The sequence below is a fragment of the Mesorhizobium sp. M7A.F.Ca.US.011.01.1.1 genome, assembly GCF_003998295.1.
In the GTDB taxonomy this organism is placed as follows: domain Bacteria; phylum Pseudomonadota; class Alphaproteobacteria; order Rhizobiales; family Rhizobiaceae; genus Mesorhizobium.
On the sequence record NZ_RZRT01000047.1, the window covers coordinates 21560 to 42216 of the forward strand.

Genomic DNA, 20657 nt, shown 5'->3' on the forward strand with positions numbered 1-20657 from the left:
CATGCGCCGCATAACGGCCAAGTTCGAAGCGGGCCAGGCGGCGCGCCTCGTCGGTGCTGAGCTTGAGCGCCTGGATCTCGCCGGCGACCGCGACCGTCATGCGGATCAGGCAGGCCTCCATCGCGACTTCGCGCAACTGGTCGAACGGCGACAGGCGTTCGGACAGGAACAGGCGCTGCGAATGACGATCATAACGGCGGCGCCAGTTCGGCATGGTGGCGACCGGCAGCACCTTGACGACGATGCCATATTCGCGCTTCAGCCAGGCCTTCAGCGCGCCGAACAGATCGTCGCCGGGATCGAGCACCGAGGTGAACGCCGCGGCCTCCTCCTCGAGGGCAGCAAAATGGTTCGGCCGGCGCTCGAAAATCTCGTGCACCTCGTCGATCGGCAGGCGGGCGCCGGAAAGCGCCGTCGCCCGACCTTCGCGCGCCAAAAGCTCGTTGAGATCGGACAGGCGCTCGGCCTGCTCGCGATAGGCGCGGAACAGTTTTATCACCGCCGCGGACGCATTGGGCGCCGCCTCGGCAAGCTCGATCAGTTCCTGATCACCCGGCAACTCGCCGACCAGCAGAGGGTCGGTGAACACTTCCTTCAAGGCAGCGACAGATCCCCTCGCCTCGCCCTGCAGCTCGTGTGGATCGACCTTGTAGACGGAGGCCAGCCTGAGGATCAGCTGCACCGTCAGCGGCCGCTGGTTGCGCTCGATCAGATTGAGATAGGATGGCGAAATGCCAAGACCCTCGGCCATCGCCGTCTGGGTCAGGCCCTTGGCGTTGCGGATGCGGCGGATGCGCGGCCCGGCGAAGATCTTCTGGTCAGCCACGGACTGTCCTTTACAGCATTTACACGAATTTTCTGGGCTTTGGCCTTTTACAACAATGACAAATTTACAATGCACCTCTGTCAAACACAACACAGGTTTTCTCTTATATTCTGCCGGCTTTGTGGATTTATGTGGCTGATTTCGCGCAGAAATGTAAATCCAGTCATACCCAACGACCCCAAATTCTTGACGCCTTGACACAGATCAGCAATCCCTCGGAGTGACCAATGACTGATTTTTACAACCTCGTCCCATCGGCCCCGGAAGGTCGCTTCGACGGTATCGAACGGCCCTACTCCGCGGCGGATGTGAAGCGCCTGCGCGGTTCGGTGCAGATCCGCCAGAGCCTCGCCGAAATGGGCGCCAACCGGCTGTGGAAGCTGATCCACGAGGAGGACTTCGTCAACGCGCTCGGCGCCATGTCCGGCAATCAGGCGATGCAGCAGGTGCGCGCCGGGCTGAAGGCGATCTACCTGTCGGGCTGGCAGGTTGCCGCCGACGCCAACACGGCTGGTGCGATGTATCCGGACCAATCGCTCTACCCGGCCAATGCGGCGCCCGAACTGGTCAAGCGCATAAACCGCACGCTGCAGCGCGCCGACCAGATCGAGACCTCCGAAGGCAACGGGCTTTCGGTCGAGACCTGGTTCGCGCCGATCGTTGCCGACGCGGAAGCCGGCTTCGGCGGACCGCTCAACGCCTTCGAAATCATGAAGGCCTTCATCGAGGCGGGCGCCGCCGGCGTCCACTATGAGGATCAGCTTGCGTCGGAAAAGAAATGCGGCCATCTCGGCGGCAAGGTGCTGATCCCGACCGCGGCGCACATCCGCAACCTCAATGCCGCGCGCCTGGCGGCGGACGTGATGGGCACGCCGACCCTGGTCGTCGCGCGCACCGATGCGGAAGCCGCCAAGCTGCTCACCTCCGACATCGACGAACGCGACCAGCCTTTCGTCGACTACGACGCCGGGCGCACGGTGGAAGGTTTCTACCATGTCAGGAACGGCATCGAGCCCTGCATCGCCCGCGCCATCGCCTATGCGCCTTACGCGGATCTGATCTGGTGCGAGACCTCGAAACCCGACCTGGCACAGGCCAGGAGATTCGCTGAGGGCGTGCGCAAGCATCATCCCGACAAGCTGCTCGCCTACAATTGCTCGCCCTCGTTCAACTGGAAGAAGAACCTCGACGACGCGACGATCGCCAGATTCCAGAAGGAGCTCGGCGCCATGGGCTACAAGTTCCAGTTCATCACGCTCGCCGGCTTCCACCAGCTCAACTATGGCATGTTCGAGCTGGCGCGCGGCTACAAGGCACGGCAGATGGCGGCCTATTCCGAGTTGCAGGAAGCGGAGTTCGCGGCCGAGGCCAATGGCTACACCGCGACCAAGCACCAGCGCGAGGTCGGCACCGGCTATTTCGACGCCGTGTCTATGGCGATCACCGGCGGCAAGTCGTCGACCACCGCCATGCATGAATCGACCGAGCACGCGCAGTTCAAACCAGCCGCGGAATAGCGGACCGCAGAAATACAGAGGGAACGCCCAACAGGGCTTGGAACACAAGGAGAAGACCAATGGCATCGATAAGCCGCGTCAAGGAACGCGCCGAGGAACAGTCGACGACGATGAGCGTCGACCAGCAGGCGACGATCCGCATGCTGGCCAACGACCTGCACCGCCTCAACCAGTCGGTGATGAAGGCGGTCGAGGCGGGCGTCTCGGTCGAGCTCGTGCGCTCGGCACGACATCACGGCGGCGACGGCAACTGGGGCGATCTGCTGATCCCGGTCATCGTCACGCAGCAGAGCCACGGCTGACCGAATCCATGCAACCGACCCTTCACCTGCGCAGCCTCTGCGCAGGTGAATTTTCTTTTCATCAAGCTCACGTGTGGACAGTTGAGTACAGTAGCGTTGCTTGAAATTCACTGCTCCCGGCGATGATTTAGGGTACTTTTATTTCAACTTGACATAGGCTCCGATCTCACGCCAATTGCGCTCCGGATTCAACTCTGCATTGAAATAGGGGCGAGCTTCTTGGCCGACTTGTGTGCCCGGTGAACCGCGAAGGCGAGACTCCAAGACATCCGAATCTGGCGACCCGTGACTCGAGCGCCGAGGCGATCCGTGATCCGTCGCAGGTGCTTGTCGTCGGGAAATCGCCAATCAATCGCGTGGTGATTTCAAAGATCGTCGAGCGATCCGGGCTCAAGCCGATTTCGGAATCTCCCGACACGGCGGCAAGGATCTTGCGGTCCCTCATTCCCGGTGTGGTTGTCCTTGACGGCGGCGCCGACAACAAGGACTGCGAGAACCTGATGTCCAGCATCGCCGCGTTGCGCCGCGCCTCGGGCAAATCGCTGCCACCGGTAATCCTGCTGTCAACCAAGAATGGCGCGACGGAAAGTCTGGGCCTGTCTGGTATCATCGACGTGGTGGTCGCCAAGCCGATCACGCCCGAACGGTTGCAACCGGTGATCGATCGCCTCATCGGCCGCTAAGCTAATTGCGGGAAAGTGTGTAACGGTTTTCCGTCCGGAATTGAGCAAATTAGGTAAGGCCCGGCAATCATGCTTTCGATCAATCCGGGCAGTTGTCCGAGATCGGATATCTGGCGGAACCTCGATTCGGTTACCGGCGCTTCGACATGCTCCAGCACCCAGGTCAGTTCGTGCGGCACATGGACACCCCAGCCGCCGGCCTCGATGGCCGGCACCACATCCGACTTCAGCGAGTTGCCGACCATCATGCTTTTCGCGGCACCATCGCCGTGGCGGCTGAAGATCCTCCTATAGGTGGCGGCATTCTTGTCGCTGACGATCTCGACCGCGTCGAACAGATCGCCAAGGCCAGAGCCAGCCAGCTTGCGCTCCTGATCGAAGAGGTCGCCCTTGGTGATCAGCACAAGCCGGAATGCGCCGGCAAGCTTTTCGACCGTCTCGCGGGCGTGCGGCAAGGCCTCGATCGGATGACTCAGCATTTCGCGGCCGGCATCGAGAATCTCTGCTATGACCGAGGCCGGTACGCGGCCTTGCGTGACCTCGATCGCCGTCTCGATCATCGACAGGGTAAATCCCTTGATGCCGAAGCCATAGACGGCGAGGTTGCGCCTTTCGGCCTCCAGCAATCGTGCCGAGATATGCTCGGCTTCGCCATGGTCGACGAGCATGGCGGCAAAGCGCTTTTCCGTCAGCCGGAAGAACTGCTCGTTCTGCCACAGCGTGTCGTCGGCATCGAATCCGATCGTCGTCAGTTTGCCGTTGGGCCGCATTCAATTTCTCGATTAAGATTTGGGCCTCGATTGGAATTGCGACGGCCGAAACTAGGCCGATTGGCGTGATTTTCAACCGCACCGGCCAATGCCCGACGCGGCTCCCCTTCCCTTCCACAGGGGGGCACGGCTATACTCCACAATCCGCAACCCAATCTGGTGAATGATGCCGCCTGCAAAAAAGGAAGTCCGTCCGTCGAGCCGCGGAGGACGTGTCCGTACGCCTGCCTTCGTGAAAAACCAACGGGGCGTCAAGAACTGGAAGGAAGTCAGCGCCTGGCTGGAGTGGCGCGGCATCGAGGATATCGAGTGCATCACGCCTGATCAGGCCGGCGTCGCGCGTGGCAAGATGATGCCGTCGAAGAAATTCACCTCCAACACCTCGCTGGCGCTGCCGTCGGCAGTTTTCATGACAACGATTTCCGGCGGCTACCCCGAGGATGGTAACGGCTTCCATTACCCGGAAGACGACGGCGACCTCAAACTGATGCCGGACCTGTCGACGCTGACGGTGGTGCCCTGGGAAGAAGACCCGACGGCCGCGGTCATCTGCGATCTCGTCCACCAGGACGGACGCTCAGTCGAGTTCACGCCGCGCAACGTGTTGAAGCGTGTGGTGGCTGCCTATGACAAGCTCGACCTGAAGCCAGTGGTGGCGCCCGAGATCGAGTTCTACCTGGTGCGCAAGAATCCCGATCCGGACTATCCGCTGACCCCGCCTGTCGGCCGGTCGGGACGCGCGATCGGCGGCGGCGCCGGCTATTCGATCGCCGGCGTCAACGAATTCGACGAACTGATCGACGACATCTACCATTTCTCCGAAAGCCAGGGCCTGGAGATCGATACGCTGATACACGAGGAAGGCGCCGGCCAGTTGGAGATCAATCTGCGCCACGGCGACCCGATCGAACTGGCCGACCAGGTGTTCATGTTCAAGCGCACCATTCGCGAGGCGGCGCTGAAGCACGAGATCTACGCCACCTTCATGGCCAAGCCGATCCAGGGGCAACCCGGCTCCGCCATGCATATCCATCAGTCGATCATCGACAAGAAGACTGGACAGAACATCTTTTCGGCCGCTGACGGCTCGGAAACCGACGATTTTTTCCACTTTATCGGCGGCATGCAGAAGCATGTGCCGAACGCGCTGGTGATGTTCGCGCCCTACGTCAATTCCTACCGCCGGCTGACACAGGCGGCGTCGGCGCCGGTCAACAACAAATGGGGCTATGACAACCGCACCACGGCATTTCGCGTGCCACGTTCGGATCCGGCGGCTCGGCGCGTCGAAAACCGCATCCCGTCCTCCGATGCCAACCCCTATCTAGCGCTTGCGGCATCGCTTGCCTGTGGGCTGATCGGCATCACCAACAAGATCAAGGCCGAGCCTCCCGTGCTGACCACCGCCAATGCCGACGAGATCGACCTGCCGCGCGGCCTGCTCGAAGCCGTCGACCTGTTCGAGGGCGACGAGGAACTCTGCGCGCATCTGGGCAAGTCCTTCGCCGCCACCTATGCGGCGATCAAACGGGCGGAGTTCGAGACCTTCATGGAAGTGATCAGCCCGTGGGAGCGGGAGTATCTGTTGCTCAACGTCTAGGGGAATAAGGGAGTAGGGCAGTAGGGCAGTAGGGCAGTAGGGCAGTAGGGCAAGGATGGCGGCCAAGATTGAATCGTACAGGGATTTAATTGTCTGGCAGCAAGCTATGGATCTTGCGGTATCGATCTACGAAACAACCAGAGCTTGGCCAAGGGATGAGCTCTACGGACTGACGACTCAGGTGCGCCGTGCAGCCACCTCCGTTCCCGCCAACATTGCCGAAGGTTACGGGCGAGAAAGCCGAGCTTCCTATCAGCAATTTCTCAGGATCGCCCAGGGATCTCTCAAGGAACTGGAGACCCATCTGCTGATCGCGCAACGCGTCGGAATCGCTTCGCATGCGGCCGTCGAACCGTTGATGATCCGCAGTGAGAGCGTCGGAACGCTCTTGCGCCTTCTGATCCGTAAATTGTCACCTGAATAGTCCCCACCTACTGCCCTACTGCCCTACTGCCCTACTGCCCTACTGCCCTAGGACTTCTCATGCCCTACCAATCCCCGATCTCCCCCGGCCGGTCCTGGTATGAGGACACAGCCGGTCCGAGACCTGAATACCCGGCGCTGGATGGCGACCGGGCATGCGATGTCGTCATCGTCGGCGGCGGCTTTACCGGTCTGTCGGCGGCGGCGCACCTGGCCAAGGCAGGCACCAATGTCGTGCTGATCGACGCTTACCGCTTCGGCGATGGCGCCTCCGGTCGCAATGGCGGGCAGCTCGGCACCGGCCAGCGCGCCTGGGCCGAGGACCTGGAAGCCGAGTATGGCTTGGCCCGCGCCAAGGCGCTGTTTGATCTTGCCGAAGAGGCCAAGGCGCATCTCCTCGAATTCACTGCCGCCAACCAGATCGATATCGACTATATGCCGGGCCAGCTCTCGGTGGCGCACAAGCCGCGCTATGTCGACGACTACAAGGCGCATGCCGAGATCATGGCGAGCCGTTTTTCCTACCCGCATATCTCGTTCATGGATGCCAGGGAGACGGCGGAGCGGTTGGGCTCGACCGCCTATTTCGGCGGCACGCGCGACACCGGCACCGGCCACATCCATCCGATGAAGCTGGTGATCGGCACGGCGCGGGTGGCAGCGCTTGCAGGCGCGCAGCTGTTCGAGGGGACGCCGTCGACCGACATCATGTCCAGCGGCGGCAAGGTCAAGGTTTCGACACCGAGGGGGACGGTGACGGCGCAGAAATGCCTGATAGCGGTCAACGCCTATGGCGGCGCGCTCGAGCCGGTTAGTGCGGCGCACATCATGCCGATCGGTTCCTTCATCGGTGCGACCGTGCCTTTGGGAGCGGATTCGAACGTTTTGCCGGGCGGCGAGGCGGTCGACGATTCCCGCTTCGTCGTGCGCTATTTCCGCAGATCGAAGGACGGACGGCTGCTGTTTGGCGGACGCGAGGTCTATGGCGTCAACGATCCGAAGGATATCCACATTCACATCCGCCGCCAGATCGCGGAACTCTATCCGGCGCTCGGGGATGTCGAGATCACGCATGGTTGGGGCGGCTATGTCGGCATCACGGTGCCGAGAAAGCCTTTCGTGCGCGAAGTGATGCCCAATGTGATCTCGGCCGGCGGCTATTCCGGCCACGGCGTCATGCTGTCGAACTACTTCGGTAAACTCTATGCCGAAACCGTTGCCGGCAACCGCGACCGGCTGAAGCTGATCGAGGATCTGAAAATCCCGCCGTTCCCCGGCGGTCGGCGCTTCCGCACGCCGCTGCTGTTCCTGGCGCTCAACTGGTTTGCGTTGCGGGACAGGATCTAGCCGACCGACCTGATGTAATATTGTAATATTCATTGTAACATTTGTTGCCCGTGCGACGCATTGCGCAATTTCCCGCAAAGGCGCAGAATCCCCTATAATGGCGTACTGATGCCACAATCGCAGGCGAAAGCTGCCGGTTCTGGGCGATTGTTCGGGGATTGTTGCGGGACTGCCCGCGTTGTTTTTTTGACCTATGCGGATCAGACGCCGGACTTCCGGCACCGACCGATAGAACGTCGGCCCGCTTATGGAGGTGGCAAGAGTGAGAGAGCCCTTCAGTTTCGGTACGCCGGAACGTCGGCGCTTTGCCATGCAGTTCGGATACGACATGCGGCCCTCCTTCTGGCAGGAAGTCCGTTCGAACTCGCATCTGGTGATCGCCGCGATCGGCACTGCCGCGCTGCTTGGCGTCGCCGCCGTGGCGCTGTGGCTGGCATTGCCGGCCAGCGACAGACAAGCGGCAGCGAGCCCCGAACAGACCATTCCAACGGTTCCGGTGAAGACGACGAAAATAACCCCGGTTGGGGCCGCGGTCGCCGCGGCAGCCGTGCCGCAGGCGCGCAAGTCCGACGCTATTCCGACAACCGTGGCGGCCGCACAAGCCAACATCCCCGCACTCGCCGCCAACGATCCGCGCTGGACCGGTTCGCAGCCGAAGGACGCCGCCACTTCCGATTCGACTGCCCCCAGCCAGGCAGCGGACAAGCAAGCTGCGGCATTCGCACAGCCGGCAGCCGCTACCGATGCCGCCACCGAACTTGCCAAGGTAGCCGCGCCCAGCGCAGCCGCGGGCAACCATCCCGACGGCGCACAAACCGCCGCCATTCCCGAGGTGCAACCGCAAGTGCCGGCTCAAGAGCCAGCGGCAGAAGGCGATGACAGCCAAGCCAAGGGGAAGCCAAGGAAAGCCGCCGCCGGAACAGGGCGCATCCTGAGGGCCGTGACCATGCGAAGCGGCCCGAAGAAAAATGCCGCCGCCATCGGTACGGTGCCAGCCAAAACCTCGGTGCAGGTGATGAGCTGCAAGAAATGGTGCCAGATCACCTACAACGGCAAGACCGGCTGGATCTACAAGAGTTACATCAAGACCGGCGCCTGACGCCCACCGCTCTGCGTGAGGCAGGCCTGTTGTTCTGATGCATGTCGTTCTCCCAAACCGGGGCCGCTTTCGAGCGACATACATCAGGCTTTCAGATGCAGCGGCCGCCATCGACCTCCAGCGCCACGCCGGTGATGAAGGCGGCCTCGTCCGAGGCCAGCCAGAGTGCGGCGTTGGCGATGTCGAGCGGCGTCGAAAGCCGGCCGAGTGGGATCGATGCGCGGAACTTCTCGCGGATCTCGGGCGTGTCGGCGCCCATGAATTTCGCCAGCATGCCGGTCTCGCCGGCAACCGGGCAGAGGCAGTTGACGCGGATGTTCTTCGGCGCCAGTTCCACCGCCATCGATTTGGTGGCGGTGATCGCCCAGCCTTTCGACGCATTGTACCAGGTGAGGCCGGGGCGCGGCCGCAGACCCGCGGTGGAGGCCGTGGTCAGGATGACGCCGCCGCCCTGCCGCTCCATGATCGGCACCACGGCAAGTGCCGCGTGATAGATCGCCTTCATGTTGACGGCGGTTATCAGGTCGAAGGTGTCCTCGTCGACATTGAGCATGTCGCCGTTGCGATGGGTGTAACCGGCATTGTTGACCATGATGTCGATGCGGCCGAAGGCGCTTTTCGCGGCATAGATCATCTCGTCGAATTCGGAGCGCAGCGAGACATCCGTCTGGGTCCAGATCGCAGCTTCACCGATTTCGCCGGCGACGCGCTCCGCACCCCTGGCGTTGAGATCGGCGACAACGACCCTGGCGCCCTCCCGCGCAAAGCGCCTGGCAATGCCCTCGCCAAAGCCCGACGCAGCGCCGGTGATGATCGCAACCTTGTTTTCCAGACGCATGTTTTTTCCGCTCATTATTGGTGACGATCAACGGGCACGTCATTGGCGCTCATCCGCGCAAAGCCACGGCTTCTGACTGGATTGGCCGAAAGATGTGGGTCCATCGCCGATTTCTCCTTTGGCTTTCGCGTCGATCCCGCTCTATGCTGCAACTGCGAAGGCTTCCGGAGCCGCGCCTTCGACAAGCCTCCGGGTCATCGGACTGTCAAGGGGCAGGCGCATACACCCAGATGTGACACCATGGCACTGGAAAATTTAAATCGATTAGATTATATCAGCCGCGTCACAGCGACCGGCGTCAAAGCGGACAGACCATGACCAGCCAGATCATCCCCGTCGAGCCTTTCGACTTCATCATTTTCGGCGGCACCGGCGATCTGTCGGAACGCAAGCTTCTGCCGTCGCTCTATTATCGCCAGCGCGACCATCAGTTTTCGGAGCCGACACGCATCATCGGCACGTCGCGCTCGAAAATGAGCGATGAGGAATTCCAAGCCTTCGCCAAACAGGCGATCTCCGAGCACGTCAAGCCGGCCGACATCGACGCCAAGGAACTGAAGACTTTTCTGGCGCGGCTGTCCTACGTCTCCGCCGATGCGACGAGCGGCGCCGGCTTCGACAAGCTTAAGAAGGCGATCGGAGACAGCGACCGCATCCGAGCCTTCTACCTGGCGGTGGCGCCGGCGCTGTTCGGCGACATCTCGCACAAGCTGAAAGAGCACAATCTGATCACGCCGAACTCGCGCATCGTGCTGGAAAAGCCGATCGGCCGCGATCTCGATTCAGCACGCAAGCTCAACGATCTGGTCGGCGACGACTTCCACGAAAGCCAGATCTTCCGCATCGACCATTATCTCGGCAAGGAGACGGTGCAGAACCTGATGGCGCTGCGCTTCGCCAACGCGCTCTACGAACCGTTGTGGAATTCGGCCCATATCGACCATGTCCAGATCACCGTGGCCGAGACCGTCGGTCTGGAGGACCGCGTCACCTATTACGACAAGGCCGGCGCGCTGCGCGACATGGTGCAGAACCATATGCTGCAGCTGCTGTGTCTCGTCGCAATGGAAGCGCCGTCGTCGATGGATGCCGACGCCGTGCGCGACGAGAAGCTGAAGGTGCTGCGGGCGCTGAAGCGCATCAATGGCAACGAGGCGCCGAAGCACACCGTGCGCGGCCAGTACCGCGCAGGCGCCTCGGCCGGCGGAGCTGTAAAGGGCTATGTCGAGGAGCTTTCCCACGACAGCAATACCGAGACCTTCGTCGCCATCAAGGCCGAGATCGGCACCTGGCGCTGGGCGGGCGTTCCGTTCTACCTCAGGACCGGCAAGCGGCTGGCAACCCGGGTTTCGGAAATCGTCATCGAATTCAAGCCGATCCCGCATTCGATCTTCGGCGACAGCGCTGGTCCGATCTTCGCCAACCAGCTGGTCATCCGGCTGCAGCCCGACGAAGGCGTCAAGCAGTTCATCATGATCAAGGATCCGGGTCCGGGCGGCATGCGGTTGCGCCAGATCTCGCTCGACATGAGTTTTGCGCAGTCCTTCGACGGCCGCGCGCCGGATGCCTATGAGCGGCTGATCATGGACGTCATCCGTGGCAACCAGACCCTGTTCATGCGCCGTGACGAAGTCGAGGCGGCGTGGAAATGGATCGACCCGATCCAGAATGCCTGGGAAAGTGCCAGGCAGGAGGCGCAGGGCTACACGGCGGGCACCTGGGGGCCATCGGCCTCGATAGCACTGATCGAGCGTGACGGGCGGACATGGCACGAGAGCAATTGAACAGCGCCGCCTATAGCTGGAACGGCTTCGCCGGGCGCCAGGAACTGGCGGCAGCCCTTGCCGGTCATGCTGCAGGCAGACTGACCAAGGCGATCGCCGAGCGCGGCACGGGGCTGCTCGCCGTCTCCGGCGGCACCACGCCGGCAAAATTCTTCGCCGCCCTTTCAGCGATACCTATCGCCTGGGACAAGGTGATCGTGACGCTGGTCGACGAGCGTTTCGTGCCGGCCTCTTCGCCACGCTCCAATGCCGGGCTGGTGGCCGCCAATCTGTTGCAGAACGCGGCCAAGGCGGCTCGTTTCGTGCCGCTCTATCACGAAGCCACCAGCATCGAGGATGCGGCCTCGTCCGATGATGCAGCGCTCCGGTCCTTGCCATGGCCGCTCGATGTCGTCGTTCTCGGCATGGGGCCGGACGGCCACACCGCCTCGTTCTTTCCCGATGCCGACGATCTGGCAACGTTGCTCGACCCGTCTTGCGACAGGATCGTGCTGCCGGTTCATGCGGCAAGTGCGGGCGAGCCGCGGCTGACCCTGTCGCTGGCGCGCATCGTCGAAGCCGGCTTCATCGCGCTGCACATAGAGGGTGAGGACAAGCGTACCGCCTTCGACGGCGCGGTTGCGCCCGGGCCGCGAAAGCCAATCCGTGCCGTGCTCGACGCAGCACATAAGCCCGTAGAGGTTTTCTGGGCCCCCTGAATCTCGATTTACTCTGGTCCCGGCAAACGGCGGGAGGATGTTTCCGGGACCTCGCCTGAAAGGACCGACCGCCATGACCGCCAGACGCGACATCGAAGCCATCACCGAACGCATCCGCCAGCGCTCAAAACCAGGCCGCGAGCGTTATCTCGGCCGCATCGCCGAGGCATCGAACCGCACCGCCAACCGGGCTGTGCTGTCGTGCGGCAATCTCGCCCACGGCTTTGCGGTGTGCAGCCCCTCGGAAAAGCTCGCGCTGGGCGCCGACAAGGTGCCGAACCTCGGCATCATCACCTCCTACAACGACATGCTGTCGGCGCATCAGCCGTTCGAGACCTTCCCCGCGCTGATCAAGGATGCAGCCCGCGAAGCCGGCGGCATTGCCCAGGTGGCCGGCGGCGTGCCGGCCATGTGCGACGGCGTCACCCAGGGCCAGCCCGGCATGGAGTTGTCGCTGTTTTCGCGCGATGTCATCGCCATGGCCGCCGCGATCGGCCTGTCGCACAACATGTTCGACGCTGCCGTCTATCTCGGCGTCTGCGACAAGATCGTGCCGGGCCTGGTGATCGCAGCACTGACCTTCGGCCATCTGCCGGCGGTGTTCATTCCGGCCGGACCGATGACGACCGGCCTGCCCAATGACGAAAAGGCCAAGGTCCGCCAGCTCTACGCCGAGGGCAAGGCCGGACGCGCCGAACTGCTGGAGGCCGAGTCCAAATCCTATCATGGGCCGGGGACCTGCACCTTCTACGGCACGGCGAATTCCAACCAGATGCTGATGGAGATCATGGGCCTGCACACGCCGGGCGCTTCCTTCGTCAACCCCGGCACGCCGCTACGCGAGGCGTTGACCCGCGAGGCGACGAAGCGGGCGCTGGCGATCACCGCGCTCGGCAACGCCTATACGCCTGTCGGCCGGATGATCGACGAGCGCTCGATCGTCAACGGCGTCGTCGGCCTGCACGCCACCGGCGGCTCGACCAATCACACCATCCATCTGATCGCCATGGCGGCGGCGGCCGGCATCACTATTACCTGGCAGGATATTTCCGACCTGTCGGAGGCGGTGCCACTGCTGGCGCGGGTCTATCCGAACGGCCTCGCCGACGTGAACCATTTCCACGCCGCCGGCGGGCTCGGCTTCCTGATCCGCGAACTGCTCGACGAAGGCATCCTGCATGAGGATGTGCAGACGGTGTGGGGCGAAGGCCTGCGGCCTTACGCGGTCGAAGCAAAGCTTGGTGCCGATGGCAGCGTGGTGCGCGAGGCTTCGCCGAAGGCAAGCGGCGACGAAAAGGTGCTGGCGCCGTTCAACAAGGCATTCCAGGCGACCGGCGGCCTGAAAGTGCTGTCAGGCAATCTCGGCCACGCCGTCATCAAGACTTCCGCGGTGAAGCCGGAGCGGCGTATCATCGAGGCACCGGCCAGGGTCTTCGACAGCCAGCAAGGGCTGAACGATGCGTTCAAGGCAGGCACGCTGACTGGCGATTTCATTGCCGTCATCCGCTTCCAGGGGCCGAAAGCCAATGGCATGCCGGAGCTGCACAAGCTGACCACGGTGCTCGGCATCTTGCAGGATCGCGGCCAGCGCGTGGCGCTTGTCACCGACGGGCGCATGTCGGGCGCCTCCGGCAAGGTGCCGGCGGCGATCCACGTCACGCCGGAAGCGGTCGAGGAAGGCCCTATCGCCAGGATCCACGAAGGCGACATCATCCGGCTCGACGCCGACGCCGGCACACTCGAAGTGCTGGTGCCGGCCGGCGACTTCGCGCTGCGCCGGACGGCGGATGCCGATCTCACCGGCAACGAGTTCGGTTTCGGCCGCGAGCTGTTTGCCGGCTTTCGGCAACTGGTCGGCCGCGCCGATCATGGCGCCAGCGCCTTCGGCACGACATGACGGCAATTCTGCGTAGTTCATGAAAAAGGGCGGCACATGGCCGCTCTCTTGCGGTTGTGCATACGATTCTACTGCAAGGTTAGCTCGGCTCGCTCGCCGGCCTTGACCGTCACATTGCCTTCTTTGGAACTGTTGTCGGATTTCTCCGAGACGACGGCGTAGTCGCCCGCAGGAATCGCTGCCTGATACTTCTGGTCGAATGCATAGCCAAGCGACTTGCGGTTGCCGTTGATGTCCTTCTTGGCCTCGAAAATCTCGATCTTCGAGGCTCCGGGCGCGGTGATCGCCAGCACGCCGGCATTCATTGCGACCTTCAGATTCTGAGATTCGCCCACCTTGACAGTGAACGGCTGCTCGACGACGGCGAGATCAACCGTCGCAATCAACACGTAGTCATCGGGTGGCAGATCGAATTTGCTGTCGGGTCCGTAGGCATAGGTCACCTCGTCCCTGGTTCCATCGATCTTCTTTTTTGCCTTGAGCACCTTGAAGCCGATGCCCGAACCGTCCGCCTTGTCGCCGCCGGCAGCATAGTAAGCATTGGCAACGACATGGCCGACACCGGCAATCATGTCCTTTTCCACGGTCTTGCCGGCAGCCAGCGGGATCGTATCGGTAGCCACGCCCTGCCCGATCGTGACAGTCACCTTCTGGTCGCCGGCCGGCAACACGGCTTTCGTCGTCCCATAAAAGGTCGCGGGCATGTCTGCACCCGGATAATCGATGACGACAGCCGCGCCATCGACGACATCCGCCCCCGCGCTCGGTCGCGGGTGGATGATGAGCGTGCCGGCATTCAAGTTGAAAAGCGGCTTGTAGACCTGGCCGGCCTCGATCTTGACCTTCTGCTCGGTTTTCGCCTGGCCGTCACTGGCCACGACGATATAGTCGCCCGGTTCCAGATTGGCCTTATAGGCACCGTATTCGGTGCTGACGTAGTCGCCGCGCGTACCGTCGGGTTTGGCCTTGTAGATTTCCCAGGCGTTGCCGTCAGTGACAGGATCGCCGCCCTCGGCAAGCACCGCTATCGGCAGGAAATTGAATCCCGGTTTGGCCGGCTCCGGCGCGGGCGCAGGTGCCGGAGCCGGTTCAGGAGCAGGCGCCGGCGCCGGCGCCGCCACTGTCTCGACAAGCGCCTCTTGCACCGCCTTCTCGTCGGAGGCCTGGATGTATTTGCCGCCGGTGTTGTCGGCGAGGCAGGCGATCTGCTTGCCCTCGTCGGCGGTGAGGCCGAAACCGACGACATCGGCGGTGAAGGCGACGCCGGATGCCTCGAGCTCCTTGCCAAGCGCGCAGGGGTCGCCGCCGCATGTTTCGAGCCCGTCGGTGATGAGCACGACGGTCGCCTTGTCCTCGGTGTATTTCAACGCCTCGGCCGCCTGTTTGACCGCCGCCGTCAGGGGTGTCTTGCCGAGGAATTTCAGGCTGTCGGCGGCGGCCGAAATGGCGCTGCCCGAACCTGCCTGCGGCGGCACGATCAGCTGGATGTCGTCGCAGCTGCCCTTTTCACGATGGCCATAGGCCATGAAGCCGATCTCGTCGTCGGTGGGGACCGATTGAAGCACGGTTCGAAGCGACTCGCGGGCGATTTCGAGCTTGGGCTTGCCGTCGATCTGCGCCCACATCGAGCCGGACGCATCGAGAATGATGATGACCTTGTTTGCGGCGAAGCCGAACGTCGTCATCGACAAAAGGAGGACCGCCGCCGCGACACCCCGTGCAAGTCCCGCCATCGAAATCTCCTAAATCCACCCCTGATCCGGGCGGCAAGCTATTTGACGCGGCGCCGGGACACAAGTCCGGGCGCCCGGTGCGCAGGGCTCCGAACTCAGCTTAACAAAAGTCCGACGACAGCCAGTTCGACGTGTCGGCAGTGCCGATAATTTTCCAGGATAGGAATTTTTTCTTGACTCGGTGCCCTCAGCTATCGTATATATTCGTCCATGGTGCTGATTTGCGCCGGTGACCCGCCGCTCAGGCGGGTTTTTCGTTTGATGTACCCGTCAGCCTACGCGGCGAAGGCTCCGAAAGAACCGTTACCCGAATTCGCTGCCCTGGTCCGATGCGCCGGGCCGAATGCCGAACTTTTCAACGGAAGCGAAGTTCAGTAGGTCGTGCGGCGCTCTTCCGAGGGCGGCCTGCCGAATTGCAGCCGGTAGCTTTGGGCGAAGTAGGAATGCGAGGTGAAGCCGGTCGCGATCGCCACGTCGAGGATCGGCATGTTGGTCTGGCGCAGCAATTCGCGCGCCCGCTCCAGCCGCAGCCGCATATAGTAACGGCCGGGCGTGACGCTGAGATGGCGCAGGAACAGGCGCTCGACCTGGCGTACCGAAAGGCCGGCGGATTTGGCCAGCTGTACCGCCGACAGCGGCTCGTCGAGGTGGTCGGCCATCAGTTCGACGATGCGCCTGAGCTTCTCCGACTTGCCGGTCAGGTCGCGTTCCGGCCCGACGCGCTGGCGGTCGCCGGCCGAGCGGATGCGTTCGTGCTGGAACTGGTTGGCGACGCCATTGGCGAGGTTCGAGCCGAAATCGCCGCGCACGATCTCCAGCATCAGGTCGATCGAAGTGGTGCCGCCGGCACAGGTGTAGCGCTTGCGATCGATCTCGAAGACGTTGCCGGTGCAGTTGATGTCGGGGAAGCGTTCGACGAAGCCGGCACGGTTTTCCCAATGGATGGTGCAGCGATAGCCTTCGAGCTGGCCGGCCTCGGCCAGCAGATAGGAGCCGACCGACAGGGCACCCAGCGCATTGCCGCGCCGGCCCCAGCTGCGCAGTGCCGCCAGCACCTTGCTCTTGCCGGGGAATTCCGTCGTCAGCCCAACCGAGACGAACAGGATATCGACCGGCGGCAGGTCGGCAACGGCGTAGTCGATCTTGAGCGGCAGGCCGTTGGAAGCCATCACCGGATCGCCATCGGCCGACACCGTCGTCCAGCCGTAGAAGTCACGGCCGAGCAACCGGTTCGCCGACCGGAACGTATCGATCGCCGCAGCCAGCGAGAACATGGAGAACTTGTCTACCAGCAGGAATGCGAATTGCCGGCCACCTTGAACGGGGTCCGTCATGACCGGCCGTTCTGAGGGAACACTGGGGTTCGGCAAAGCTGCGGCTTTCTGGCGGGTCAGAAGGACGGCCGTTTCAATCCGGCCGCTAGGTAGGCCGAGGCTAACGTATTGGCCATCAGCATGGCAATGGTCATCGGCCCGACACCGCCAGGCACCGGCGTGATGGCGCCGGCGGCCTTGGCCGCTTCGGCATAGGCGACATCGCCGACGAGACGGGACTTGCCCTCGCCCTTTTCCGGCGCCGGAATGCGGTTGATGCCGACATCGATGACGGTGGCGCCTGGCTTGACCCAATCACCCCTGATCATCTCCGGCCTGCCGACGGCCGCGACAAGAATGTCGGCGGTGCGGGCAAGTGCCGGCAGGTCCCTGGTGCGGCTATGGGCGATGGTGACGGTGCAATTGGCGGCTAGCAGCAGGTTGGCCATCGGCTTGCCGACGATGTTGGAGCGGCCGACGACGACGGCATTGAGGCCGGACAGGTCCTTGCCGCGCACCCGCTCGATCAGAAGCATCGAGCCGGCCGGCGTGCAAGGCACGAAGGCTGTCTCGAGTTCACCGGTGCCGAGCTTGCCGACATTGATGAAATGGAAGCCGTCGACATCCTTTTCCGGCGCGATGGTCTGGATGATCTTGCCGGCGTCGATGTGGGCCGGCAGCGGAAGCTGCACGAGGATGCCATTGATGGCCGGATCGGCGTTCAGGTCGCCGATGATCTTCAGCAGTGCCGGTTCCGAGGTTTCGGCCGGCAGCGTGTGCTGAACGGAATGAAAGCCGCATTCCTTGGCGGTGCGCGACTTGGACGCGACATAGACCTGGCTGGCGGGATCCTCGCCGACCATGACCACTGCAAGACCAGGCTTGGCCTTGCCCTTGGCGACAAGTTCAGCCGTCAGGGTCTTGACCGCCCCCACAACGTCCCCGGCAACGCTCTTGCCATCAATCACTTCGGCCATGGACTACCCTCAACACCAGAATGCCCAAGCGCGTCGCTTCCGGAAGCGACGCGCTTTTCGATCTTTCACAGCGTGGCATTTTCACGAAAATTCCAACATGCAATCCCGCCAAAGCGCCGTCCCATGCCGTTTACGCGAAACCGGCATGTTTTTGTACGGCACCGCGCAGATTTTTGTGGCTCAGAAGTAGCGGCGCCGCGCGCGGCTCTCGGTCAGTTCGCGAACCGCTTCACGGAATTCGCGCAGGCTGGCGCGGATTTCCTCGATTGGCGCTTGCTGCTCGGCATCCTCCACGACCCGCGACGGCTCCGCCGATCGCTGATGAGGCTGAGGCGCCTGCTGCTGCGGGAGGGGCGGCTGTGGATAGGACTCGGAAGCAGGCTGAGCCGGATCGGGCTGCTGCCCGGCATTGGCGGCCGGCATCGATTGCGAATAGGGATAGGCCGGCGGCTGTGCGTAGCCCAATGGCTGCGCGTAGGGATAGAGCTGCGGCCCGGAATATGGCCGCTGCGGCACCATGGGAGGCGGCAGTGACGGCTGCGCCGCCTGCTGCGGATGGCCGCCGGGCTGGAAAGGCGGCGCCGGGTATGCTGTCGCGGCCGCCTGCCGAGGCTCGAAGGCTGGCGCCGACTGGGGATAAGCGCGGTATTGCGGATCGTGCATTGGTTTCGCGTTTTCGGCAGAGGCCCATTCAACGGTATCGAACGGCTCCTCCGGGGATGGCTTGCGGGAGACGGACTTGTGCAGTCTCGACAGCAAGGCACCGATCCGGCCGGGACCTTCGGCCGGCGAGACCTCGGCTTGCTGGACAGGCGGTGGCGCGGCCGGCGGTGGTGATGCAGGCGGGGGTGTCGATGGCTGCGGCGCTGGTGTTTGTGGCGGCGCCGGCGGCGGCGCTGCCCGATATGCCTTGTCTTCGTAAGGCGTCCGGCGTTCGTCCGTGCCATGGTCGCGGCGCGAGCGCGAATTGGCGGTGTCACGCAGGCTCTCGTAGGCGCCACGCATGGCTCCGAGGCCAATGCCGGAGGCGAAACCCAGCAACAGGCCGCCGAGCGCGACCACGACCCGCGACGGCCCGTTTGCCTCGAGCGGCGCGAAGGCCTTCGAGATCACGTTGATGTTGGCTGTGTTGATGTCCTTCTGCTCGCCGGTTTCCTTGGCGCGCAGCAGATACTGTTCGTAGACGGAACGCTTGGCGGTCGCCTCGCGCTCCAGTTCGCGCATCGACACGAGGTCGCTGTTGACGTCGCCGCTGCGGACCTTCAGCTGCGCCAGGCGAGAGGCAAGGTCCTGTTCGAGCTGGACGGCGCGCTTGAGGTCGACCTGCAGCGACGAGCCGATGCGACGCAGCTCCGCGGCGATGCGGTCGCGTGCGCCGGCAATCTGGGCATTGAGCGCCTGGAGTTCGGGATGGCGCGGGCCAAACCGAATGGCGGCGCGGTCAGCTTCCTGCTTGAGCGATGCATATTGCGAACGCAAATCGCTCATCGTGTTGGAGTTGATCTCCTCCGGCAAGGTGCCGGTGAGAACCGAATTGACGTCGACCGAACGCGCCGAAGCGGCCCGGGCATTCAGCTCCAGCGTGCGGGCGCGGGCAACCGACAGTTGCTCGTTGAGCTTCAGCATCTCGTCATCGCTGATGAGATGGCCCTGCGCGTCGACAAGGTCGTGCGTGGCCCTGAAATCCTCGACCTTGCGCTCGGCGGCCTCGACTCCCTTGCGCAACGCGTCAAGCCGGGCCGTCAGTTCGTCGGTGGCGCGGCCTGCGGTGTCCGACTGTATCTGGCCGAAGGTCTGCAGGAAGACATCCGTCATCGTGTTGGCGATGAGGGCCGATTTCTCGCCATTCTGCGTGGTGGCGCTGACGGTGATGACGAAGGTCTTGCCGCCGCGCTCGACCGAAAGGCTCTCGGCCAGATTGCCGACAGCAAGCGCGCGGCGGCGGGCGTCGTCGACACCGCCCGGCCCGTCATTGCGGGACAGGACGGAGCGGATGAGCGACATGACGCTGAGGCCGCCGCCGCCTTGCCCATTGAATTCGGGGTCGTTGACCAGATTGAGCTTGTCGACGACCTTGTTGAGAACGGTGCCTGATGTCAGCACCCGGACCTGGTTCTCGACGATGGCCAGCGTGGCGTCCGAGGCGACGACCGACTGGGTGAGGTCGCGGTCGGTGAGCTTCAGGTCGCGCGGGTCGACGATCAGTTCGGTGGTGGCCTCATATTTCTTCGGCGTCGACAGCGCGATGGTGATGCCGAGCGCGGCGCCCAGTATCGTCGTCGTCACGATCAGCAGCTTCGACTTGCCGACACCGCGCACGACCTGCATCGGATCGATCAGCGGCTTCCACTGCTGGCTGTCCATGCCGTCGTTTCGGGATACCGACGCGTCGCCCACAGCGTAAGGTTCCGATGCATGATCGGCGTGACGGGCGCCAGCGGTTTCGGCGGCACCGATTTGTGTCCGTGGCGTGGTTTGCGCGCGGTGCGGCGATGAAGCCCGCTCCTGATCCCCGTCGGTCGCGGCCGGATCCGACAGTTTCGGGTTGCGCGCCTCGCGCTGCGAACGGGCGAGACGATGACGGGTGGCGGCATCCTCGCGCCATGACGGGTCTGCCCGATCGCCTATCGAGACCAGGGACGCGTCGGGTTCGTCGCCGCGCACAGCTTGGCCAAGCGCCAGCAATGAGCGCTCGCGCTTCCAGTCTTCGCGGTTTTCCCTGTCGACCATCGTCTGGAACTTTACCTTTGGCGACCTGCAAACGGCGATTGGCCATTCGTTAAGCCACGCTAAACAGGCATGGAAAACAAAAGGTTAATTTTCCCGCGCCGAAGCGTCGGTTTCTCGCTT

17 protein-coding genes are annotated in these 20657 nt (G+C 63.1%); 10 read left to right on the plus strand and 7 right to left on the minus strand.

Annotation, left to right across the window (positions count from 1 at the left end; translation table 11 throughout):
* A partial coding sequence (locus tag EOA13_RS39005) for a helix-turn-helix transcriptional regulator (protein ID WP_245490517.1) occupies positions 1–826 on the minus strand: 826 nt, incomplete at its 3' end.
* A gap of 227 nt (positions 827–1053) precedes the next feature.
* Between EOA13_RS39005 and aceA the strand changes: the two genes are divergently transcribed.
* The 3 genes from aceA (at position 1054) to EOA13_RS28765 (ending at position 3328) form a co-directional block, all read left to right on the plus strand.
* Positions 1054–2343 carry an isocitrate lyase gene (gene aceA, locus EOA13_RS28755; RefSeq protein ID WP_023809180.1) on the plus strand — a complete coding sequence of 430 codons (1290 nt, stop codon included), beginning with the start codon at positions 1054–1056 and terminating at the stop codon, positions 2341–2343.
* Positions 2344–2402: 59 nt separating this feature from the next.
* A complete protein-coding gene (locus tag EOA13_RS28760) occupies positions 2403–2645 on the plus strand; it encodes a hypothetical protein (RefSeq protein WP_006202762.1) in 243 nt (80 codons plus the stop codon).
* A 230-nt stretch (positions 2646–2875) separates the two neighbouring features.
* The gene (locus tag EOA13_RS28765) at positions 2876–3328 is read left to right on the plus strand and encodes a response regulator (protein WP_023809181.1); all 453 of its coding nucleotides are present in this window, start codon (positions 2876–2878) and stop codon (positions 3326–3328) included.
* Here the strand turns inward: EOA13_RS28765 and EOA13_RS28770 are convergent.
* Positions 3325–4098 (minus strand): HAD family hydrolase, encoded by a 774-nt coding sequence (locus EOA13_RS28770; RefSeq protein ID WP_245490518.1) that lies wholly within the window; start codon positions 4096–4098, stop codon positions 3325–3327. The genes EOA13_RS28765 and EOA13_RS28770 overlap by 4 nt on opposite strands.
* 163 nt (positions 4099–4261) lie before the next feature.
* Between EOA13_RS28770 and EOA13_RS28775 the strand changes: the two genes are divergently transcribed.
* The 4 genes from EOA13_RS28775 (at position 4262) to EOA13_RS28790 (ending at position 8567) form a co-directional block, all read left to right on the plus strand.
* A complete protein-coding gene (locus EOA13_RS28775; protein WP_164780394.1) occupies positions 4262–5698 on the plus strand; it encodes a glutamine synthetase family protein in 1437 nt (478 codons plus the stop codon).
* A gap of 55 nt (positions 5699–5753) precedes the next feature.
* Positions 5754–6122: a four helix bundle protein gene (locus EOA13_RS28780; RefSeq protein ID WP_127296889.1), complete on the plus strand. Its 369-nt coding sequence runs from the start codon at positions 5754–5756 to the stop codon at positions 6120–6122.
* Positions 6123–6181: 59 nt separating this feature from the next.
* On the plus strand, positions 6182–7468 hold the full coding sequence (locus EOA13_RS28785; protein WP_127296890.1) for an FAD-binding oxidoreductase: 1287 nt from the start codon (positions 6182–6184) through the stop codon (positions 7466–7468).
* Positions 7469–7730: 262 nt separating this feature from the next.
* Complete coding sequence (locus EOA13_RS28790) at positions 7731–8567, plus strand: SH3 domain-containing protein (protein ID WP_127296891.1); 837 nt, start codon at positions 7731–7733, stop codon at positions 8565–8567.
* Positions 8568–8658: 91 nt separating this feature from the next.
* Here the strand turns inward: EOA13_RS28790 and EOA13_RS28795 are convergent, their stop codons facing one another.
* Positions 8659–9405, minus strand: coding sequence for an SDR family oxidoreductase (locus EOA13_RS28795; RefSeq protein ID WP_127296892.1), 747 nt, complete (start codon positions 9403–9405; stop codon positions 8659–8661).
* A 314-nt stretch (positions 9406–9719) separates the two neighbouring features.
* Here EOA13_RS28795 and zwf point away from each other — a divergent pair, with 314 nt between their 5' ends.
* The 3 genes from zwf (at position 9720) to edd (ending at position 13784) form a co-directional block, all read left to right on the plus strand.
* A complete protein-coding gene (zwf, locus tag EOA13_RS28800) occupies positions 9720–11189 on the plus strand; it encodes a glucose-6-phosphate dehydrogenase (protein ID WP_127296893.1) in 1470 nt (489 codons plus the stop codon).
* Complete coding sequence (gene pgl, locus EOA13_RS28805; RefSeq protein ID WP_127296894.1) at positions 11171–11887, plus strand: 6-phosphogluconolactonase; 717 nt, start codon at positions 11171–11173, stop codon at positions 11885–11887. Before zwf ends, pgl begins: the two co-directional genes overlap by 19 nt.
* Before the next feature lie 73 nt (positions 11888–11960).
* Positions 11961–13784, plus strand: coding sequence for a phosphogluconate dehydratase (edd, locus tag EOA13_RS28810; protein WP_127296895.1), 1824 nt, complete (start codon positions 11961–11963; stop codon positions 13782–13784).
* A gap of 68 nt (positions 13785–13852) precedes the next feature.
* On the opposite strand, the gene EOA13_RS28815 is transcribed toward edd, so the two are convergent.
* The 4 genes from EOA13_RS28815 to EOA13_RS28830 all read right to left on the minus strand — a co-directional run bounded on the left by EOA13_RS28815 (position 13853) and on the right by EOA13_RS28830 (position 20537).
* Positions 13853–15517, minus strand: coding sequence for a VWA domain-containing protein (locus tag EOA13_RS28815; protein WP_127296896.1), 1665 nt, complete (start codon positions 15515–15517; stop codon positions 13853–13855).
* 371 nt (positions 15518–15888) lie between these two features.
* Positions 15889–16851 carry a GlxA family transcriptional regulator gene (locus EOA13_RS28820; RefSeq protein ID WP_013530232.1) on the minus strand — a complete coding sequence of 321 codons (963 nt, stop codon included), beginning with the start codon at positions 16849–16851 and terminating at the stop codon, positions 15889–15891.
* 56 nt (positions 16852–16907) lie between these two features.
* Complete coding sequence (gene folD, locus EOA13_RS28825; protein ID WP_127296897.1) at positions 16908–17807, minus strand: bifunctional methylenetetrahydrofolate dehydrogenase/methenyltetrahydrofolate cyclohydrolase FolD; 900 nt, start codon at positions 17805–17807, stop codon at positions 16908–16910.
* A gap of 180 nt (positions 17808–17987) precedes the next feature.
* Positions 17988–20537, minus strand: a complete 2550-nt coding sequence (locus EOA13_RS28830) for a GumC family protein (RefSeq protein WP_127296898.1) — start codon at positions 20535–20537, stop codon at positions 17988–17990.
* Positions 20538–20657: the final 120 nt, after the last annotated feature.

Excerpts from the sequence above, each read along its gene's own strand:
- aceA (WP_023809180.1), top strand. The coding sequence starts at position 1,054 with ATGACTGATTTTTACAACCTCGTCCCATCGGCCCCGGAAGGTCGCTTC.
- EOA13_RS28760 (WP_006202762.1), top strand. The coding sequence starts at position 2,403 with ATGGCATCGATAAGCCGCGTCAAGGAACGCGCCGAGGAACAGTCGACG.
- EOA13_RS28770 (WP_245490518.1), bottom strand. The coding sequence starts at position 4,098 with ATGCGGCCCAACGGCAAACTGACGACGATCGGATTCGATGCCGACGAC.
- EOA13_RS28775 (WP_164780394.1), top strand. The coding sequence starts at position 4,262 with ATGATGCCGCCTGCAAAAAAGGAAGTCCGTCCGTCGAGCCGCGGAGGA.
- EOA13_RS28780 (WP_127296889.1), top strand. The coding sequence starts at position 5,754 with ATGGCGGCCAAGATTGAATCGTACAGGGATTTAATTGTCTGGCAGCAA.
- EOA13_RS28785 (WP_127296890.1), top strand. The coding sequence starts at position 6,182 with ATGCCCTACCAATCCCCGATCTCCCCCGGCCGGTCCTGGTATGAGGAC.
- EOA13_RS28795 (WP_127296892.1), bottom strand. The coding sequence starts at position 9,405 with ATGCGTCTGGAAAACAAGGTTGCGATCATCACCGGCGCTGCGTCGGGC.
- zwf (WP_127296893.1), top strand. The coding sequence starts at position 9,720 with ATGACCAGCCAGATCATCCCCGTCGAGCCTTTCGACTTCATCATTTTC.
- pgl (WP_127296894.1), top strand. The coding sequence starts at position 11,171 with ATGGCACGAGAGCAATTGAACAGCGCCGCCTATAGCTGGAACGGCTTC.
- edd (WP_127296895.1), top strand. The coding sequence starts at position 11,961 with ATGACCGCCAGACGCGACATCGAAGCCATCACCGAACGCATCCGCCAG.
- EOA13_RS28815 (WP_127296896.1), bottom strand. The coding sequence starts at position 15,517 with ATGGCGGGACTTGCACGGGGTGTCGCGGCGGCGGTCCTCCTTTTGTCG.
- EOA13_RS28820 (WP_013530232.1), bottom strand. The coding sequence starts at position 16,851 with ATGACGGACCCCGTTCAAGGTGGCCGGCAATTCGCATTCCTGCTGGTA.
- folD (WP_127296897.1), bottom strand. The coding sequence starts at position 17,807 with ATGGCCGAAGTGATTGATGGCAAGAGCGTTGCCGGGGACGTTGTGGGG.
- EOA13_RS28830 (WP_127296898.1), bottom strand. The coding sequence starts at position 20,537 with ATGGTCGACAGGGAAAACCGCGAAGACTGGAAGCGCGAGCGCTCATTG.